General features: G+C 69.3%; 17 protein-coding genes. 6 read left to right on the forward strand and 11 right to left on the reverse strand.

The genetic code is table 11. The features are described from left to right. Positions 1–18: 18 nt before the first annotated feature. Both FSB78_RS04530 and FSB78_RS04535 read left to right on the forward strand, forming a co-directional pair. Entirely contained in the window at positions 19–1377 is a 1359-nt protein-coding gene (locus tag FSB78_RS04530; RefSeq protein WP_147080341.1) for an aromatic ring-hydroxylating oxygenase subunit alpha, read from the forward strand. Next, a complete protein-coding gene (locus tag FSB78_RS04535) occupies positions 1374–2597 on the forward strand; it encodes an MFS transporter (RefSeq protein WP_242008009.1) in 1224 nt (407 codons plus the stop codon). The genes FSB78_RS04530 and FSB78_RS04535 overlap by 4 nt, the downstream gene beginning before the upstream one ends. A gap of 38 nt (positions 2598–2635) precedes the next feature. Here the strand turns inward: FSB78_RS04535 and FSB78_RS04540 are convergent, their stop codons facing one another. The 3 genes from FSB78_RS04540 to FSB78_RS04550 form a co-directional block, all read right to left on the reverse strand. Continuing rightward, entirely contained in the window at positions 2636–2842 is a 207-nt protein-coding gene (locus FSB78_RS04540; RefSeq protein WP_147080342.1) for a hypothetical protein, read from the reverse strand. Positions 2843–2906: 64 nt separating this feature from the next. Continuing rightward, positions 2907–3659: an SDR family NAD(P)-dependent oxidoreductase gene (locus FSB78_RS04545; protein WP_147080344.1), complete on the reverse strand. Its 753-nt coding sequence runs from the start codon at positions 3657–3659 to the stop codon at positions 2907–2909. Between the two features lie 106 nt (positions 3660–3765). Then, a complete protein-coding gene (locus FSB78_RS04550) occupies positions 3766–4545 on the reverse strand; it encodes an SDR family NAD(P)-dependent oxidoreductase (RefSeq protein ID WP_147080346.1) in 780 nt (259 codons plus the stop codon). A gap of 159 nt (positions 4546–4704) precedes the next feature. Here FSB78_RS04550 and FSB78_RS04555 point away from each other — a divergent pair, with 159 nt between their 5' ends. Continuing rightward, entirely contained in the window at positions 4705–5637 is a 933-nt protein-coding gene (locus FSB78_RS04555) for an SDR family NAD(P)-dependent oxidoreductase (protein WP_147080348.1), read from the forward strand. Here FSB78_RS04555 and FSB78_RS04560 read toward each other — a convergent pair whose 3' ends face one another. Both FSB78_RS04560 and FSB78_RS04565 read right to left on the reverse strand, forming a co-directional pair. Further along, a complete protein-coding gene (locus tag FSB78_RS04560) occupies positions 5638–7236 on the reverse strand; it encodes an AMP-binding protein (protein ID WP_199743114.1) in 1599 nt (532 codons plus the stop codon). It abuts the gene before it with no gap. Between the two features lie 65 nt (positions 7237–7301). Continuing rightward, positions 7302–8759: a class I adenylate-forming enzyme family protein gene (locus FSB78_RS04565; protein WP_147080350.1), complete on the reverse strand. Its 1458-nt coding sequence runs from the start codon at positions 8757–8759 to the stop codon at positions 7302–7304. 77 nt (positions 8760–8836) lie between these two features. Between FSB78_RS04565 and FSB78_RS04570 the strand changes: the two genes are divergently transcribed. Further along, positions 8837–9823, forward strand: coding sequence for an enoyl-CoA hydratase/isomerase family protein (locus tag FSB78_RS04570; protein WP_147080352.1), 987 nt, complete (start codon positions 8837–8839; stop codon positions 9821–9823). On the opposite strand, the gene FSB78_RS04575 is transcribed toward FSB78_RS04570, so the two are convergent. The 5 genes from FSB78_RS04575 to FSB78_RS04595 form a co-directional block, all read right to left on the reverse strand. Beyond that, complete coding sequence (locus tag FSB78_RS04575; protein ID WP_147080354.1) at positions 9746–11122, reverse strand: amidohydrolase family protein; 1377 nt, start codon at positions 11120–11122, stop codon at positions 9746–9748. The genes FSB78_RS04570 and FSB78_RS04575 overlap by 78 nt on opposite strands. Continuing rightward, positions 11116–12240, reverse strand: coding sequence for a CoA transferase (locus FSB78_RS04580; RefSeq protein ID WP_147080355.1), 1125 nt, complete (start codon positions 12238–12240; stop codon positions 11116–11118). The genes FSB78_RS04575 and FSB78_RS04580 overlap by 7 nt, the downstream gene beginning before the upstream one ends. Beyond that, positions 12240–13733, reverse strand: coding sequence for a class I adenylate-forming enzyme family protein (locus FSB78_RS04585; protein WP_147080357.1), 1494 nt, complete (start codon positions 13731–13733; stop codon positions 12240–12242). Before FSB78_RS04585 ends, FSB78_RS04580 begins: the two co-directional genes overlap by 1 nt. 3 nt (positions 13734–13736) lie before the next feature. After that, the gene (locus FSB78_RS04590; protein WP_147080360.1) at positions 13737–14027 is read right to left on the reverse strand and encodes a hypothetical protein; all 291 of its coding nucleotides are present in this window, start codon (positions 14025–14027) and stop codon (positions 13737–13739) included. 123 nt (positions 14028–14150) lie between these two features. Continuing rightward, positions 14151–15656, reverse strand: a complete 1506-nt coding sequence (locus tag FSB78_RS04595; protein WP_147080362.1) for a CoA-acylating methylmalonate-semialdehyde dehydrogenase — start codon at positions 15654–15656, stop codon at positions 14151–14153. 96 nt (positions 15657–15752) lie between these two features. Here FSB78_RS04595 and FSB78_RS04600 point away from each other — a divergent pair, with 96 nt between their 5' ends. Continuing rightward, a complete protein-coding gene (locus FSB78_RS04600; RefSeq protein ID WP_147080364.1) occupies positions 15753–16634 on the forward strand; it encodes a LysR family transcriptional regulator in 882 nt (293 codons plus the stop codon). A gap of 1 nt (position 16635) precedes the next feature. Continuing rightward, entirely contained in the window at positions 16636–18249 is a 1614-nt protein-coding gene (locus tag FSB78_RS04605; protein ID WP_147080367.1) for a GMC family oxidoreductase, read from the forward strand. On the opposite strand, the gene FSB78_RS04610 is transcribed toward FSB78_RS04605, so the two are convergent. Further along, positions 18246–19001 carry a 2-oxo acid dehydrogenase subunit E2 gene (locus FSB78_RS04610; RefSeq protein WP_147080369.1) on the reverse strand — a complete coding sequence of 252 codons (756 nt, stop codon included), beginning with the start codon at positions 18999–19001 and terminating at the stop codon, positions 18246–18248. The genes FSB78_RS04605 and FSB78_RS04610 overlap by 4 nt on opposite strands. Positions 19002–19055 lie beyond the last annotated feature (54 nt).

Below are 19055 nucleotides of genomic sequence, written 5' to 3' on the forward strand. Positions count from 1 at the left end.
CTGATCGAGGCCCCCGCCATGACCCAGATGACCGAGACGATTGCGCCCGCCGGGCATCTGACCGCGCCGGTGACGATCCCCGTCGATGCCTATGTCTCGCGCGACTATGCCGCCGCGGAACAGGACCGGCTCTGGCGCAAGACCTGGCTGCAGGCAGGGCGGCTCGAGGACATTCCGGAGGTCGGCAACTACATCACCTACGACATCGGTCCCGATGGCGTCATCGTCGTGCGCACGAGCGAAACCGAGATCCGCGCCTATCACAATGTCTGCCCGCACCGCGGTCGCCGGTTGATCGACGTGCCCGCCGGACAGCACAACGCCCGCGGCACCAGGGCGAACTTCATCTGCGGCTATCATGCCTGGACGTTCGACCTGCAGGGCCGGTGCACCTTCATCCAGCATCAGGACGACTGGCAGGGCGCGCTGACCGCGGAGCGCACCAGCCTGGGCAAGGTCCAGGTCGACAGCTGGGGCGGATGGATCTGGATCAACCTCGATCCCGCGGCGGCACCCCTGGCGGACTATCTCGATCCGGTGCCGGCGATGCTCGATCCCTACGGCCTGCAGAACATGCGGCCCCGGTGGCGCAAGTGGATCGTGTTCGACTGCAACTGGAAGGTCGCGATGGAGGCGTTCGCCGAGACGTATCACGTGTTCAGCACCCACCCGGAATTCAACGATTTCGGGCAGTTCCGCGGCTGGGCGCATACGCATGGGCTGCACACCAATATCGGCTACGAAGCGCCCAAGGGGATGGAGGAGGATTCCGGCAAGCTGCGCGTCGGGACGGGCGACGCGCGGGTGACGACGGCCGAGCTGCAGAACTTCACCTGGGCCAATGCCAATACCAACACGACGCGCACGCTGGTCGAGGCTGCGAACCGGCTGGTCGACGAGCTGCCGGAGGACACCCCGGCGATGGAGGTTTCGCGGCACTGGATCCAGTCGGCGCGCGCGACCGACGCCGCGCGCGGCGTGATATGGCCGACCGTCGAACCCGCGCATACCGCCGTGGCGGGGACCGCGTGGCAGGTCTTTCCGAACTTCCAGATCGGGCAGGCCGTCAACAACATGCTGTGTTACGCGGCCAAGCCGTTCGGCGGAGATCCCGACAGGTGCATCTTCGAAGCCGCGGTGTACGAGCTGTACCCCGCGGGCGAGGAGCCTGCGACCGAGTGGGACTATACGAAGGCCGAGGATTGGCCGCCGGTGCTGCAGCAGGACTTCGCCAACATGGCGGCGGTGCAGCAGGGCATGAAGACTATCGGCTTCCGCGGCACGCAACCCAATCCCTATATGGAACGCTCCGTCGCGAGCCTGCACGACAACCTTGCGCGGTTCATGGGCGTCGGTGCGCCGAAAGCGACGGCGTGACCGACACCGGCGCACGGGCCGAATGGCGGCGCTACCCGATGCTGCCGATCGCCGCAGCGCTGGGCTACGCCACCAGCGTCATCCATATCTACGGGCTCGGTCCCTATATCGAGCCGATCAGCCAGTCGTTCGGCTGGTCGCGCACGCAGGTGACGATCGGGCTGACGCTATCGACCCTCGTGCAGGCGGTGTTCGGGCTGCCGATCGGTCTGCTGGTCGACCGATACGGGCCACGGCGGTTCGGGCTGGTCGGCATCCTGCTGACGTGCGGCGCGTTTGCCCTGCTCGGCACGGCGACCGGATCGTCCGGGAACTGGTACGTGCTGTGGGGCATCCTCGCGCTCGCCACGCTGCCGGTGCAGGCCACGATCTGGACGAGTGCGGTCGCGACCCGGTTCGAGGCGTCGCGGGGGCTCGCCTTCGCGATCACGCTGTGCGGCGCATCGGTCGCCGTGGCCGTGTTTCCGCTGCTCGGCACCTGGCTGATCGCCCGGCACGGCTGGCAGACCGCCGTCGCGATCCAGGGCGCGATCTGGGCGGCGATCGCCTTCCCGATGATCGTCCTGTTCTTCCGCGGCGCCCATGATGCGTCGCGGACGCAGACGCGCGTGGCGAAAGCGGACCGTGCGGTGCTGAGCGGCGTGACGCTGGGCGAGGGGCTGCGCTCGACGATCTACCTGCGGTTGTTGCTGGCGAGCCTGCTGTTCACCTTCACCATCATCGCGCTGGTGGTACATTTCGTGCCGATCCTCACCGACCGCGGCGCGAGCCGAATCGAAGCGGCCGGGATCGTGTCGCTGGTCGGGATCTTCTCGATCCTCGGGCGGCTTGCCACCGGGCTGTTGCTCGACCGTTTCCGCGCGTCATGGGTAGGGGCGGCGGTGTTCCTGCTCCCCGTTGTCGGTTGCCTGCTGTTGCTGACGGTCGGAGGCACGGGGGTCGGACAGGCCCTGGCGGCGGCGTTCGTCGGGTTGACGCTGGGCGCGGAGGTCGACGTCATTGTCTATCTCACGACGCGCCATTTCGGTCTGAAGAGCTTTGGCGGCCTGTATGGCGGGCTGCTGACCGCGCTGTCGATCGGCACCGCCACGGGGCCCCTCGGCGCGGCGGCGGTGTTCGACGCCTATGGCAGCTATGCGCCGTTCCTCGCGCTGACCTGCCTGTTCATGGTCGCGAGCAGCGCCGCGCTGCTGACCTTGCCGCAACCCGCGAACGGCTGAACCCGGCCGGCGCGCGACGGAGACGGGCGGGATCCGCGTCAGACCCCGATCGAATGATCCACGGCGTCGGGCGCACGGTCCGGCCAGGCCTGCTTGATCGTCGCGATGATCGCCTGTTCCGCTTCGTCGCGCGAGTGATAGATCGGCAGCGAATTGGCGATCATCGCGCCGTCCGGGCCGAACGCTTCCGCCATCACCATGCCGGTGGTTGCGTCGTCGACGAGCTCAATGCGAAACCGTCCCATAGCCTGCGTTCCTTATGTCGGTGATGAACGGAAAAAGGCCCGACCGGGCGCCCGGCGCGACCGGTCAATGCGATCCCATGTAGCGGCCGCCATTGGTGCTGATCGTCTGGCCGGTGATGTAGCTGGCCTCTTCCGAGGCGAGATAGGCGCAGGCGGCGGCGATGTCCTCGGGCTGTCCGATCCGCTTCATCGGGAGCGTCTGCGCGAACGCGTCCGCATCGATCGGTGCGGCGCGCAGCATCGGCGTGTCGATGAACCCCGGCGGCACCATGTTGAAGGTGACGCCCGACGCGGCATATTCGAGGCCGAGCGCCTTGGTCATCCCCATCAGCCCGCCCTTCGACGACACGTAATGCCCCTGCGCGAACGAGCCGGACTGGACGGACGACGAGGTGATGTTGATCACGCGCCCCCATCCGGCGGCGAGCATGTCGGGCAGCACCTCCTTGGTCATGAGGTACGGCCCGCGCAGATTGATGCGGATGACCTTGTCGAACAGGTCGTCGTCGATGTCGAGGAACGGCGTGAACGGCGCGATGCCCGCATTGTTGACGAGGATCGCGACCGGACCGAGTTCCGCGCGCGTCCGGTCGGCGGCCGCCTTGATCGCGGCCTTGTCCGAACAGTCGGCGTCGATCGCGATCGCCGTACCGCCCGCGTCGCGGATCATGCGGGCGGTTTCCTCCGCGCCGGCAGCGTTGATGTCCCAGATCGCCACCTTCGCGGTATCCTCGGCGAGGCGGATCGCGATCGCGCGACCGATGCCCGAGCCTGCACCGGTCACGATCGCCGTCCGGCCGTTCAGGGATCTCGTCATCGTGTCGCTCTCCTGTCGCCGTCCTGAACGGCTTTCGGCGGTTGGACACAATCGCGTGCCGGGGGTCAAGCGGCCGCCCGGCGGCCATCGCGGGGGCGAACGATGCTCACGATCCCGGTTCGACCCAGTTGGTGCGCAGCGCGCGATCGGACATGTATTTGGTCGTCGTCCAGCCGCCATCGACGACGATCGTCTGGCCGTTGATGAACCCTGCACCCGGCGAGCACAGGAACGCGATCGTGCTCGCGATGTCGGACACTTCGCCCAGCCGCGGGAACGGCGTGGTCTCGACGTTGACGCGCTTGAACATCTCGTCCTCGAACCGATGCCGGACCATGTCGGTCATCGTGACGCCGGGCGCGACGCAGTTGGCGCGGATGCCGCGCGGCCCATAGTCGCAGGCGATATGCTCGGTCAGCGAGGTGAGTCCGCCCTTGGCCGCGGAGTACGCGCCGCCGCGGCGGCCGCCGATCACAGCGTAGGTCGAGGTGACGTTCACGATGCCACAGCCTTCGCCCATATGGCCGATCGCCTCGCGACAGAGCCGGAACGGCGCGCGCAGCATCACGTCGAGGAAGCCGTCGAGTGTCGCGTCGTCGGTCTCGTGCAGCGGCTTCGGGCTGCCGGCACCGGCATTGTTGATCAGGAAGTCCAGCCGGCCGAAGCGTTCGAGCGCGAGGCCGACGATGCGGTGCGGCGCATCCTCGTCGGTGACATCGATCGACAACGTGGCGAGCCGGTCGGGATCGTCGATCGTCTGCGCCAGCGTGGCGAGCTTGGCGTTGTCGCGCCCGACCCCGACGATCGCCATCCCCACATCGTACAGCATCTTGGCGGTGCCGAGCCCGATGCCGCTTCCCGCGCCGGTGACGATCGCTACCTGCATGTCGTGCCTCCCTGATCCAGGCCCGTGCTGCGCAGCATTCGACCGCGCCTTGTCAACGCGCGGGGGCGATTCATCGCCGGAGGGAAGTTTCCGGCGGTCCGGTTCCGGGTCACGGGGCGCCATGATAGGCCGCGGCCCGGACGCTGGGAGGATGCGAGCATGCCCGACTTGAGATTCGATGACCGTGTCGTCGTCATCACCGGTGGGGGACGCGGGCTCGGCCGTGCCTATGCGGAACTGCTGAGCGGCGCGGGCGCGCGCGTCGTGGTGAACGATCTCGGCGTGAGCATGGCCGGTGACGGCACGGCGGAGGACCCCGCCGGCGATACGGTGGCGGCGATCGTGGCGGCGGGCGGGCAGGCGGTCGCCAACCGCGACACCGTCGCGACCTCGGCCGGCGGGAAGGCGATCATCGACCAGGCGCTCGACACCTATGGCCGGATCGACGTGCTGATTCACAACGCCGGCAACGTCCGCCGCGCGCCGCTTGCGGAGATGAGCGAGGAGATATTCCGGTCGGTGCTGGACGTCCACCTGATCGGCGGCTTCAACGTCCTGCAGCCCGCCTTCGCGGCGATGTGCAAGGCGGGGTATGGCCGCATCGTGATGACGACCTCGATCGGCGGGCTCTACGGCAATTACGAGGTCGCGAACTATTCCGCGGCAAAGGCCGGGCTGATCGGCCTGTCGCACGTCGCCGCGATCGAGGGCGCACCGCACAACGTCATGTCGAACTGCATCGCGCCGAGCGCGGTGACCCGGATGTCGGAGGGCGTCGACACGTCGCAATTTCCGCCGCTCGGGCCGGAATTCGTCACCCCGGCGGTAGGCTGGCTGGCGCACGAGAGCTGCAGCGTGTCCGGCGAGGTGATCGCGGCGCTGGGCGGGCGGATCGCGAAGGCGTACCTCGCCGAGACGAAGGGCGTCTGGCGGCCCGGCTGGACGATGGCCGAAGTTGGCGCGCAGATGGCGGTGATCGACGACCGGCAGGATGCGATGACCTTTCCGGTGGTCCCGACCGAAGCGGGTGGGCCGCACGGCTTCATGAAACATCTCGGCGCCAGCTTTGCGATGGCCCGCGCGAACGGGTGATCAGCCAGCGGCGAGGGTCGCGCGAATCTGCTGCTTGAGGACCTTGCCGGCGTCGTTGCGCGGCAATGCGTCCCATACCGCCACCGCCTCGGGATATTTGAACCGGGCGACGCCGAAGCCGGCAAGGAACGCCGCCAGCGTCGCGACATCGAGGACAGCCGCGTCGCGTGGGACGACGACCGCGACCGCCCGTTCGCCGGTACGCGCATCGGGTATCCCGACGATCGCGACCTCGGCGATCGCGGGATGGCTCGCGAGCAGGTCCTCGATCTCCTTGGGCGATATGTTCTCGCCGTTGCGGATGATCAGGTCCTTGATCCGGCCGGTGACGACGAGATGGCCCCCCTCGACGATCTTGCCCTGGTCGCCCGTCCGGTAGAAGCCGGCATCGTCGAACGCGCCCGCCTCGTCCTCGGCATGGACATAGCCCACCAGCATCTGGGGCCCGCGCGCGCGGATCTCGCCGGTCTCGGCGATCACGACCGTCGCGATGCCGGGCAGCCCGTCTGTGTCGGCGGCCCGGTCGACATCGGCGTGATCGATCACGCCGACGGTGGTGACGGGAACTTCGGTCGATCCATAGACCCGGCTGACGACCGCGTTCTCGAAATAGGCGGCCGCTTCGCGGATCAAGGCGGGGGGGACCGACGCGCCGCCACAGATGAACACCTTCAGGTCCGGCAGTCGAGTACCGGCGATGCGCGCCGCGGCGAGCAGATGCTCGAGGAACGGCGTCGCGCCGGCCATGTGCGTGCAGCGTTCCGCGACCATCTGCCCGACGGCCGCCTCCGCATCCCAATGCTCCATCAGGATGGCGGTCGTGCCGAGGAGCAGGGGGGCCTCGAACGCATAGATCGACCCGCCGATATGGCTGATCGGCGAGGGCACGAGAAAGCGGTCCGCCGGTGCGATCATCCAGTGCGTGCCGATCTGGCGGATCAGCGCCCCCAGCGAATTGTGCGTGTGCATCACGCCCTTGGGGCGCCCGGTGGTGCCGCTGGTGTACATCACCATCCGGACGTCGTCGGCGTCGAGCGTCGGCAGCAGCGTCCGGGCGCTGGTCTCGAACAGCGTCGCGAAGGGAATATGCGGTCCCCCGTCACCACGCACGACGACGACATCGGGCGGAGTCCGCAGGTCCGCGGTGACCCGCGACAGCATCGCGGCATAGTCGTGGCGGCGGAACGTCGCCGGAATGAAGATCATGCGACTGCCGATATCGTCGAGCATGAAGCGCAGGTCGTGATCGCGCAGCGACGGCAGGATCGGGTGCGCGACCATCCCGGCCAGCGTCGTGGCTGCGTAGATGATCGCAGCCTCGTGCCAGTTGGGCAGCATGAACGAGACGACGCTGCCGGGCACGAAGCGCGCGAGCAGGGCCTGTGCGAGCCGGTTCGCCCGAGCATAGAGCATGGCGGCGGACAGTCGCGTCTCGCCATCGACGACCAGAATGCGGTCGGGCGTCGCGTGCGCGGCCCGGGCGAGCGCGTCCGCCATGGTGTCCCGACGCCACCAGCCCTCGGCATAGGCGCTTTCGGCAAGTGCTGCGTCCCGGCGAATCCGCCATCCCGTGGTGGTCCGTGTCACGTCGTCGGTCATGGCGGGACGCTATGCAGCGGGCCGGCAGGCCGACAAGGGCTGGTGGCAATCGAGCGTGGGGGCGATCACGCGAACAGCCGCTCGATCGCCGGACGATCGACCTTGAACGACGGATTGCGCGGCAGCGTCGCGACGAAGCGCCAATGCGCCGGGACGTGCGTCGCGGGAAGATGGCGCCGGACATGGGCGTCGAGCGCCGCGACATCGGGTGCGACGGTGCCCGGTCGGAGCTCGATCGCGGCGCCGGGGACCTGCGTGACGCGCGGGTCGGGGACGCGGACGACCCCCGCGGCCGCGACCGCAGGATGCAGCAGCAGCGCCGCCTCGATCGTCTCGGGCAGGACCTTGAACCCGCCGCGCATGATCGCGCCATCGGCACGGCCGCGCAGGTAGAGGAAGCCGTCGGCATCGATCGCGGCGATGTCGGCGGTCACGATCCAGTCCGGTCCGATCCGCGGCGACACCACTTCGAGCAGGCCTTCCCGGCCGGGCGGGACGAGCATGCCCGTGTCGGGGTCGCGTACGCGCAATTCTACCCCGGGCATTGCTCGCCCGACGCTCCCGAGCTTGGCGTCGCCGAATTCGGCGCGGAGCTGCGTCGTCATCGCCGCGACCGGCCCGCCGAACTCGGTCGCGCCGTAGGAGAGCAGGATCGGGATGCCGTACCGGTCCTCGAACCGGCGCTGGATGACGGGGTCGAGCGGTGCCGCGCCGGTGCCGAAGGAGGTGAGCGAAGCCAGGTCCTCGACCGGTATGTCGGCATCGAGGATCATCTTCACCGCGGCCGGCGGCGCGCCGCTGGCACGGGGGCGGTAGCGTTTGACGAATGCCTGCCACGCGGCGACCGAGAAGCGGTCGAGCAGGACGACGCGCTTGCCCCGCAGTAGCGATGCCGCCGTGCTGTAGATGCCGGTGATGTTGGGGATCGGGAACGCCATCAGGAACGGCGGTTCGGCAGGGTCGTCGATCAGCGACATTCCCTGGTTCAGCACGAAGCGCGCGATGACCGCGTGCGGCAGCGCGAACTGCTTGGGTGGGCCGGTCGTGCCGCTCGTCAGGATGTCGATCCGCGGCGGGCCGTCATCGGCGCGTTCCCGACCATGCGCGAAGCCCGCGAGCAACCGGGCGGTCATCCCGTCCAGGACGATCGCCGCGATCCGCTTCGCGGCGAGGACGCGGCGGACCTCGGGCGTGGCGTCCTCGACCGCCAGGACGACGACGGGTGCCTCCGTGCGGTCGAGCGCCGCGGCGATCGCCTCGGGCGACTGGAACGCGTAGATCATCGCCACGCTGCGCGCATCGATCAGCAGCCCGAGAAGCGCGGCGAGCGCGGAGGGCCTGTTGCGCGGCATGAACGCGACCGCGGCCTCGCTGCCGATGCCGCTCTCGGCAAGCAAGCTCGCGATGCGACCAGCGAGCGCCTGCACCGATCCCCAGCTGTGCGACACGCCGTCATACTCGATGGCCGGCCGCGCCGGATCGATGGCGAGCGTTTGCGCACAGAGCTCGGCAAGGGTCTGCATGCGGCCAAGTCTAGGATGCTTTACGTCGCCGGCAAGCGCGGGCACATCGTCGGGGCGGTCAAAGCGGAGGGAGGGTGATGGACGAAGAGCTCCTGGTCGAACCCGCCTTGCTGGCGAGCGGCGAATTCGGCGATGCGAAGCCGCTCGGCCTCGTGGACCTCGACCGCTTGCCTCGCGCGCCGCTCGCCTGGCGACTGCCGCCCTGGCCGATCTTCGGCATCGGCGACCGCAGTCACCCTGCGGCAGCCGCGCTCGACGGCGTCGTCGAACCGCCGGTATCGATCGACCGCCTGGTCGCGCAGGTCGGTCGCCACCCCCATGCCGCGGCGGTATCGGTGCAGGTACTTCGCGCCACCGAGCCTATGCCCGTCGACCAGGCACTCCTGATCGAGTCCCTCGGTTATGCGGTTCTGCAGGGCAGTGGCGAGCATGCGGCTTGGATCGCGGCACGGCCCGTGGTCGCACGCGCGCCGGAACCCGGGCGCGTCGTCACGACCCGCGACGGCGCGACGCTGTCGATCGTGATCGATCGACCGGCGGCGCACAACGCCATCGATCGGACGATGCGCGACGCGCTGTTCGAGGCGTTCACGGTCGCGGAAATGGATCCTGATATCGTCCGCGTGGCATTGCGGTCGACCGGCGCTGCCTTTGGTACGGGCGCCGATCTCGGCGAGTTCGGCACGACGCGCGACCCGGCGACCGCGCATGCGATCCGCGGGCTATCGCTGCCCGCCCATCCGCTGTCGCGCTGCGCGACGAAGGTCGACGTCCACGTCCAGGGCGCGTGTGTCGGATCCTCGCTGGAGATCGCCGCCTTCGCGGGCCGGGTCACCGCATCGCGCGCCGCGTGGTTCCAGCTTCCCGAACTGGCGATGGGCGTCCTGCCGGGCGCGGGTGGCTGCGTGTCGGTCGCACGCCGGATCGGGCGGCAGCGCGCCGCGCTGATGATCCTGTCGGGCCAGCGGATCGACGCCGCGACCGCGCTACGCTGGGGACTGGTCGATGCGATCATGGACGAGCCGCCCGTCGATCCACGTCATGCGGACCTGCACCGCCGCTAGATCGGTCCGGGCCTGAGTCCAGTCCCGGTCCAGCAGGCACAGGTCGGCAGGCGCGCCGACCGCGATCCGGCGGCGGCGACCCAGGTCGTCCGGATCGGCGAGATAGAGGTCGATCGCCTGCTCGGGCGTCAGGGCTTCCGATGGTCCCAGCGATTGCCCGGAGCGGGTTCGGCGCGTGACCGCTGCCGCCATCGAGGCCCAGGGCTCGGGCGCGCCGAACGGTGCATCGCTCCCCGCGGCGAGCACGACGCCCGCGTCGAGGAACGCGCGCAGGCGATACAGCAGCGGCAGGTCGTCCGAAGCGACGTCGCGGACATACGCGTCGCCGCGCTCGGCGATGAAATGCGGCTGGCTGACCACGGCGAGCCCGAGCCGCGCGATCTCGCGCACGGCGCTGTCGGGCGCGACCGAAGCGTGTTCGATCCGGTCGCCGGGCACCGTCCCGGCATCGTCGAACGCGGCGAGCGTGAACACGAGCTCGACCTCGGTCGCGCAGTGCACCGCAACCCCGCGACCGGCGTCGTGCGCGGCGTGGATCGCGGCGACGACGGTGTCGAAGCGCGGCAGGTCGGCTTCGTGCAGGTGCAGCTTGACCGGACCCAGGCGAACGCCCGGACCGGTATCGGCCGCGCACAGCGTCGCCCGCCCGGCGAGCAGCACCTTTTGCGGCAGACGGCGTCCGGCATGGTCGCGCACCAGGTGCCGCGCCATCGTCGCGTCGTTGGCGGGCGAGATCTCGGTGACCCCCGTCACGCCCGCCCGCGCGAGGATCGTCCCCACCGCCGCGAGCGACGGCGGTGCGCCGTCCAGCGTCGTCTTCAGCCACAGGTCGCCCTCGAACAATCGTCCCGTCGCGCGGTCCAGCCCCGCCGGGTCCGGACCCTTCAGGCAGTCCAGCGCCGCCGAGTTGAAGAACCACATCCGTCCGCCGCGATGCTGTATCCGTACGGGTCGATCGGGAACGATCGCGTCGAGCATCGCCCGGTCGAGCAGCCCGGCAACGCTCTCGTGATAGCCGACCCCGCGCAGCCACCCTTCGCCCGGGCGGCTCAGCACCGTCGCGAGCCCGCTGAGATCCGCGATGCTGGGCGGGCCACACGCCACCGACGTCAGCGACGCCGCCAGCGCCGCGAGATGAATATGATGGTCGTGCAGCCCGGGCAGCAGCAGCCCACCGCGCGCCTCGACGACGGGCTCTCCAGGATGTGGCGGCAACGGCCCGATGGCCGCGATCCGTTGCGCCGCGATGCGTACGTCCTGGACCGTGCCGTCCTCTAGCGCCGCGCCGCGGATCAGCATGGCGCACCGGATCGGCGATCGGCGACGGGCGCGATCGGCGCGCCTTGCGCAGCCGCCCAGTCGGTCAGTGACCGATCGAACGCCCGCGCATCCACCGCGCGCGCCGCGGCGATCGCCTCCGCGACGACGCCCGCCATCGCGATCCCGAGTCGCACGCCGCCACCATGGGCCCAGGCATTCCAGGCGGCGCGGGCGGCGTAGATACCCGTCAGCGGGTCGGCGATCGCATCCCCGACAAAGCCCGTCCGTCCGCTGGCGCGGCGCAGCGCGGCGGAAAGCCCCGCGGCGACCGCGCAATCGTCACCGAACCCGACCCAGTCCGCGGCCTCGCCGCTCGCGCCATGCCCGGTGATCGTCATCCAGGTCAGCCCGGGCTGCGCGCGCAGCAGCGCGTCCGCGTCGATGCCGAGCTGCCGGAGCGCGCGGGGGCGGGCGGCCTCGATCACGATATCCGCTTCGGTGATCAGCCGCAGCACCGTCGCGCGATCGCCGGGATCCTTGAGGTCGAGAACCACGCTGGTCTTTCCGCGGTTCAACAGGCCGAAATGCGCGTCCTCGCCCGGTCGGGTCGGTTCGGCACGGACGCGACTTTCGACCCGGACGATGTGCGCGCCCGTCAGCCCGAGCAAACGGGCAGCAAGCGGACCGGCCCATAGCGCCGACAGGTCGAGCACGCGCGGCGACGAACGTGCGGACGAGGCGCGGGCGGCGCTGACGAGCCGCGTGGTCGCGGGTCCTGGGGGCGCCTCGTCCTCATGGGCGATCGCCAGCCCGAGCATGCGTCCGCGCGCGACGAGATCGCCGGCATTTCGCGATGCGATCGCCGCCGCCACGGCATCGTCGGAGGTGAAAGCGTCTTCGACTGCAAACAGGGCGGGGAGCAGGTCGCGATCTTGCGCGCGCGCGAGGTTGAGGGCGATCGTACCTTGCCGGGCATGGTACAGCCGGCATCCGCCACCCGCCGATCGCCGTCCGGGAACGCGAAACCCGCCGAGCAGGGCGCGCTCGCCGAGCAACGTCGCCCCATCGATCGCTGCCAGCGTCGCGCTGGCGCTTGCCCGTGCCAGGTCTTGGAGCCACGCATGCCCGACGGTCGCCAGCGGCATGACGAGCGGCATCAGTCCGCGAACAACTTGCGGACCTCGCGCCGCAGCAACTTGCCCATCTCGTTATACGGCAACGCATCGACCACGACGATCCGCTCGGGCACGCGCGACGAGCGAAGCCGGTCGCGGATCAGCGCGCGCAGTTCGGCGTCGTCGGGCGCGGCGTGATCCGGCCGGCAGGCGATGGCGATGCCGACCGCCTCGCCCCACTCGGGCGAAGCGACCGCCACGGCGGCGGCGTCGGCGATGGCGGCATGGGTCAGCAGGACATCCTCGATCTCGCCCGGCGAGATGTTCTCGCCGCCGCGGACGATCACGTCGTCGGCGCGGCCGGCGAGGAACAGATAGCCCTCCGCATCGATCCAACCGGCGTCGCGGGTCGGGAACCAGCCCTGCGCATCGAGTGCGCTGCGTTCCTTGTACTCGCCGGAAACCTGATCGCCGCGAACGTAGATCTCGCCGCGTTCACCGGCCGGAAGGACATGGCCGTCCTCATCGCGGATCTCGAGTTCGATCGTCGGCAGCGGCCGCCCGACGGAGGACAGCCGGGCCCGCACCGCGGCATCGGTCGAGCGATGCGCGTGCCGATGGTCCTCGGGCCCGAGCAAGGCGACGGTCGAGCTCGTCTCGGTCAGGCCATAGGCGTTGGTGAAGCCGGTATCGGGGAACAGGTCGAGCGCGCGGTCGATCAGTTCGGTCGGCATGCGCCCACCGCCATAGGCGATCGCGCGCAGCGACGAGAGGTCGATGGCAGCGGCGGGATCCATCGCGGCGACGATCCGGGACAGCATCGTCGGCACGACGAACGCGTTGGTCGCCCGCTCCGCCGCGACCAGTTCCAGCCACGCGCGCGGTTCGAACGCGGGCAGCATCAGGATCCGGCGCATCGCATAGACCGAGCTCAGCAACGCGGCGATCCCGGCGATATGATAGGGGGGGACGCAGACGAGCGCGGCGTCCTCCTCGGGGGCGGAGGCGAACTCGACCGTGCCGAGAATGTAGGACAGCAGGTTCGAATGCCTCAGAACCGCCGCCTTGGGGGCCGCGGTCGTGCCGCTGGTGAACAGCTGGATCGCGATCGTCTCGTCGGTCTCGGGCACGGCCGGTCCGTCCGCCTTCGCCTCGGCCTCGGTGACGAAATCGGCACGGGTCCAGGCATCGTGGCCGGTCTCCGGGGACAGCCGCCAGACGCGATCGACGTCGCCGATGACATAGGCCGGCGCGATCCTGGCCAGAAGCGCGCCGAGATCGGCATCCGCGAGCCGGTAGTTGAGCGGGACATACGGGATGCCGGCGATCGCCGCGCCGAACAGCGCGATCGCCGATGCTTCGCTGCTTTCGTCGAGCAACGCGACATGGGTGGCGCCGCTCTCGCGCATGCTCCGCGCCGCGCCCTGGGCCGCGCGCTGGAGCGCGCCGTACGACCAGCGCCGCCCGTCGCAGACCAGGGCGATGCGGTCCGGATCGGTGTCCGCCGCCATCTGTAGGAAGAGCGAGATGTTCATGGATCAGTCGGAGGCGGGAAGGGGCTTTGCGTCCTTCGTGACGAGCGCAACGCCGTCCAGCGACAAGGATCCCGCGCCCTGCTTGACGCACAGCAACTCGATCGTGCCCGCGGCATCGACATAGCGTTTGCCCATCCGCGTGCCCTCGGCGAACGCCGGATCGATCTCGCCGCCCTCCGCCGGGCGCTCGTTCGCCATCGCTCGGCCGCCACAGGCAACGACCCCGTCACCGCCGCGGATGACCATGACCTCGGTGTCGCACACGACAGACTTCAGCTTGCTTCCCGGCTTCATGACGTCTTCCAAATGGTCTCTGCGTGATGACCTTAGAGAAGCGTTCGGCCGAGGCGCGTCAAGCCCGCGGGCATCGTGCCGACGATGATGACGCGCCGCGATCCCGGACGGCTGCCATCGGCGTCACCCCATCGTCGGGATCACGAAGCTCTGGTCCAGCACCGCGCCCGCATCCTGCGCCGGCCAGCGTTGCGTGACCTTCTTGGTACGGGTGTAGAACCGGATCCCGTCCATGCCATATTGGTCGAGATCGCCGAACCCCGATCGCTTCCAGCCGCCGAAGCTGTGATAGGCGACGGGCACCGGGATCGGCACGTTGATCCCGACCATCCCGACCTCGACCTGCGACGCGAACTTGCGCGCGAAGTCGCCGTTGCGCGTGAACAGTGCGACGCCGTTGCCGTATTGATGGTTCGTCGGGTAGGACACAGCCTCCTCGAACGTCCTGGCGCGCATGATCTGCAGCACCGGCCCGAAGATTTCCTCCTGATAGCTCCGCATCTCGGGCGTGACGTGGTCGAGCAGCGTCGGTCCCATGTAATAGCCCTTCTCATACCCCTGCAGCGTCAGTCCGCGGCCGTCGACGACCAGTTCCGACCCCTCGTCGATCGCCATCTGGATATAGGCCTCGATCTTCGCCTTGTGCGCCGCACCCACGACCGGGCCGTAATGCGCATCGGGATCGGTCGGCAGTCCGACGCGGAGCTCGGCGATCGCGGCGACGAGCTTGCCGCGCAGACGCTCCGCCGTCTCCTCGCCGACGGGAACGACGACCGGCAGCGCCATGCAGCGCTCGCCCGCCGAGCCATAGGCCGCGCCGATGATGTCCGCGACCGCCTGGTCCATGTCGGCATCGGGCAGGATGATGCCGTGGTTCTTCGCGCCGCCCATGCACTGAACCCGCTTGCCGTTCGCGGCACCGCGACCATAGACGTATTGCGCGATGTCCGACGAGCCGACGAAGCTCACCGCCTTGATGTCCTGGTGGTCGAGGATCGCGTCGACCATCACCTTGTCGCCGTGGACGACGTTGAGGATGCCCCTGGGCAGGCCGGCTTCGAGCGCCAGTTCGGCGAGCCGGACCGGCACGCTGGGGTCGCGCTCCGACGGCTTGATGATGAACGCGTTGCCGCAGGCGATGGCGGGCGCGCACATCCACAACGGGATCATCGCGGGGAAGTTGAACGGCGTGATGCCGGCGGCGATGCCGATCGGCTGGCGCATCGAATAGACGTCGATGCCGGGGCCGGCACCCTCGGTATAGTCCCCCTTCAGCAGGTGCGGCACGCCGCAGACGAATTCGACGACCTCGAGCCCGCGCTGGATATCGCCCTTCGAATCGGCGATCACCTTTCCGTGTTCGCGCGACAACAGTTCGGCGAGTTCGTCCATGTGCGCCTCGATCAGTTCCTTGAACCGGAACATCACGCGCGCCCTGCGTTGCGGATTCGTCGCGGCCCACGCCGGCTGCGCGGCCTTGGCATTGGCGACCGCGACGTCCAGCAGCGCGGAATCGCCCAGGGCAACTCGTGCCTGCACCTCGCCGCGCGCCGGGTCGTAGACGTCGCCCGTGCGCGTCGGCGTCGCCGTCGTGGCGGCACCGTCGATGAAATGCTGGATCAATCGCATGGGGGATATCCTCTCGCCTGGTCTGCCAGAGCGATAGCATCAACGAAAATGCACGAATATATGGGGGATATGCGAACCGGTTGTGCGAAAATCTGAATGCTCGATTGGGACGATCTCCGCATCTTCCTCGCGATCGCCCGCAGCGGCAGCTTCGTCTCGACCGGGCGCGGGCTCGGGCTGAACCACACGACGCTGGCGCGACGACTGACCGGACTGGAGACCGCGCTCGGCACACGGCTGTTCGATCGCTCGCCGCGCGGCGTGGTGCCCACCCGCGCCGGGCTCGACCTGATCGCCCACGCCACTCGGATCGAGGAGGAGATCCTCGCTGCCGGCCGCCGGGTCGAGGGTCTGGACGGCGACGTGTCGGGGGTCGTCAGGCTCGCGACCCCAGAAGCGTTCGGCACCTATTTCATGGCGCCCCGCGCACGCCTGCTGCACGCGCGGCACCCCCGGATCGAACTCGAGCTCGTGCCCGAATCGCGCAACGTCAACCTCTCGAAACGCGAGGCGGATATCGCGATCAGCCTCAACCGTCCCCAGACCGGTCGCCTGCAATCCGCGCGCCTGGTCGATTATCGCATCGGCCTCTATGCCTCGGCGGACCTGCTGGCGCGGATCGGTCCGGTCGACACGCCCGCCGCGCTGAAGGGCCAGCCCTTCATTTCCTATATCGAGGAGATGATCGACCTGCCCGAACTGCGCAACCTGGAGTCGACCGTGTCGGAGACGTGCGTGTTCCGGTCCAGTTCGGTCGCGGCGCAGATGGAGGCGGTCGTCTCCGGCCTCGGTTTCGGCCTCCTCCATTGCTTCGCGGTCCGGCCGCACATGCGCGTCGTGCGCGTACTGCCGGAAGCGGTCGAGGTGGTACGCAGCTACTGGATGGTGCTCCACGCCGATCTCGCACGGGTCCCACGGATCCGCGCCGTGGCGGATTTCGTCGCCGCGCAGGTGCGGGCCGAGGCGGCGGCGTTCTGACATGACCGACCTTGGTACGTACGACTATGTCATCGTTGGTGCAGGCTCGGCCGGGTGCCTGCTCGCGAACCGGTTGTCGGCCGATCCGGCGACGCGCGTCCTGCTGCTGGAGGCCGGCGGCAAGGACGACTGGCTGTGGTTTCACGTTCCCGCCGGTTACCTGTTCGCGATCGGCCATCCGCGCGCGGACTGGCTGTTCCAGACGGTCGCCGAGGCGGGGCTGGGCGGTCGCAGCCTGGCCTATTCGCGCGGCAAGGTGATCGGCGGATCGTCGTCGATCAACGCGATGATCTACATGCGCGGGCAGGCGGCGGACTATGACGGCTGGCGCGACCTGGGTCTGCCCGGCTGGGGCTGGGACGACGTGCTGCCGCATTTCCTGGCGCATGAGGATCACGTCGCGGCAGACGGCGTGTTCCACCGCGCAGGCGGCGAATGGCGCGTCGAATATCCGCGCGTGCGCTGGGACATCCTCGATGCGATCCGTGACGCGGGCGCCGCGGCAGGGATCGCGCCGATCGACGACTTCAACCGCGGCGACAATGCCGGATCCTCCTACTACCAGGTCAACCAGCGGACCGGACGGCGTGTCAGCGCCGCGGGCGCGTTCCTCAAGCCGGTCCTGCATCGTCCCAACCTCCGCCTGGAAACCGGCGTCGAGGTCGAGCGCGTCGTGATCGAGGGCGGTCGCGCGACGGGAGTCGCCTTCCGCCGCGACGCCGCGCTGTTCACGGCGCAGGCGAGCGGCGAGGTCGTCCTCGCCGCCGGGGCGATCGGCTCCCCGCGCATCCTGCAATCCTCGGGCGTGGGGGATCCGGCCGCGCTGGCGGCCGCCGGTATCCCGGTGCTGCACGCGCTGCCCGGTGTCGGCGGCAACCTGCAGGACCATCTCCAGATCCGGCCGGTGTACCAGGTGGCGGGCGTACGGACGCTGAATACCGATTATGCGAACCTGATCCGGCGCGCGGCGATGGGACTGGACTATGTCGTGCGGCGACGCGGGCCGCTGACGATGGCGCCGTCGCAACTGGGGATGTTCGCGAAGTCGTCGCCGGATCAGGTCACCGCCAACCTCCAATTCCATTTCCAGCCGCTAAGCCTCGACAAATGGGGCGACGGGCTGCACCGGTTCGGGGCGTTCACCGCGAGCGTGTGCAATCTCCGCCCGACGAGCCGCGGCAGCGTCCGCCCGGCAGGCCCCGATCCGTACGCGGCCCCGCTGATCGCGCCGGGCTATCTGGCGACGGAAGACGACCGGCGCGTCGCGATCCAGTCTCTGCGACTGACCCGCCATATCGTCGCGCAGCAGCCGCTCGCCCGCTTCCGGCCGGTCGAGTTCCGGCCGGGCGACGCCGCGCAGACCGACGAGGAACTGCTGGCCGCCGCCGCGGCGCTGGGCACGACGATCTTTCACCCCGTCGGGACCGCGGCCATGAGACCCGCGTCGGATCCGCAGGCGGTGCTCGACGGGCGGTTGCGGGTTCGTGGGATCGCCGGCCTGCGCGTCGTCGATGCCTCGGCGATGCCGCGGATCGTATCGGGCAACACCAATTCGCCGACGCTGATGATTGCCGACAAGGGGGCCGCGATGATCCGGCAGGATGCGCGCGGCTAGGCGATCAGGTCCGGCCGCTGCAACGCCGTCCCGATCGCCCTCACGAAGCGTGCGGCATCCGCGCCGTTGATGACGCGGTGATCGTAGCTGAGCGAAAGCGGCAGCATCCGCCGCCAGACGATGTCGCCATCGGTACCCGGCACGGCGCGCTGCTGGATCGCGGTCGCGCCTAGGATCGCGACCTCGGGCACGTTGATCAGCGGCGTGAACGCGGTCCCGCCGATATGGCCGAGCGAAGACACGGTCATCGACCCGCCCGACATCTCGGCCATCGACAGGCCGCGCGTCCTGGCCTTCTCGGCAAGCGTAGCGAGGTCGGTCGCGAGGTCGGTCATCGAGCGCGTCGCCGCATCGCGCAGCACGGGCACGACCAGCCCCTTGGGCGTATCCACGGCCACGCCGATGTTGACGTATTTCTTGAGGATCAGCGACGCCCCGTCCGCGCTGAGCGAAGCGTTGAACGTCGGGAACTCCGCGAGCACCCGGGCGAGCGCGCGAACCAACAGGATCACCGGCGTCAGGCGCCGGTCCGGATGCGCGGCGTTCCATTCGCCTCGCGCGACCTCGGCGTCGGTCACGTCCACCTCGTCGTGATGCGTCACATGCGGCACTGCCACCCAGTTGCGTCCGAGATGCGCGCCCGTCAGCTGCTGGATCCGCGACAGCTTGACCGTCTCGGTCTCGCCGAACTCGGTAAAGTCATACGCGACGAAGGGGGCGAGTTTCGCGAGATGGGCCAGCATATCGGACATGGAAGCGGATTCCCGGACGGTGTCAGCATCCGCTCCTATCACGACATCCGTGCG

It is taken from the genome of Sphingomonas ginsenosidivorax, assembly GCF_007995065.1.
In the GTDB taxonomy this organism is placed as follows: Bacteria; Pseudomonadota; Alphaproteobacteria; order Sphingomonadales; family Sphingomonadaceae; genus Sphingomonas; species Sphingomonas ginsenosidivorax.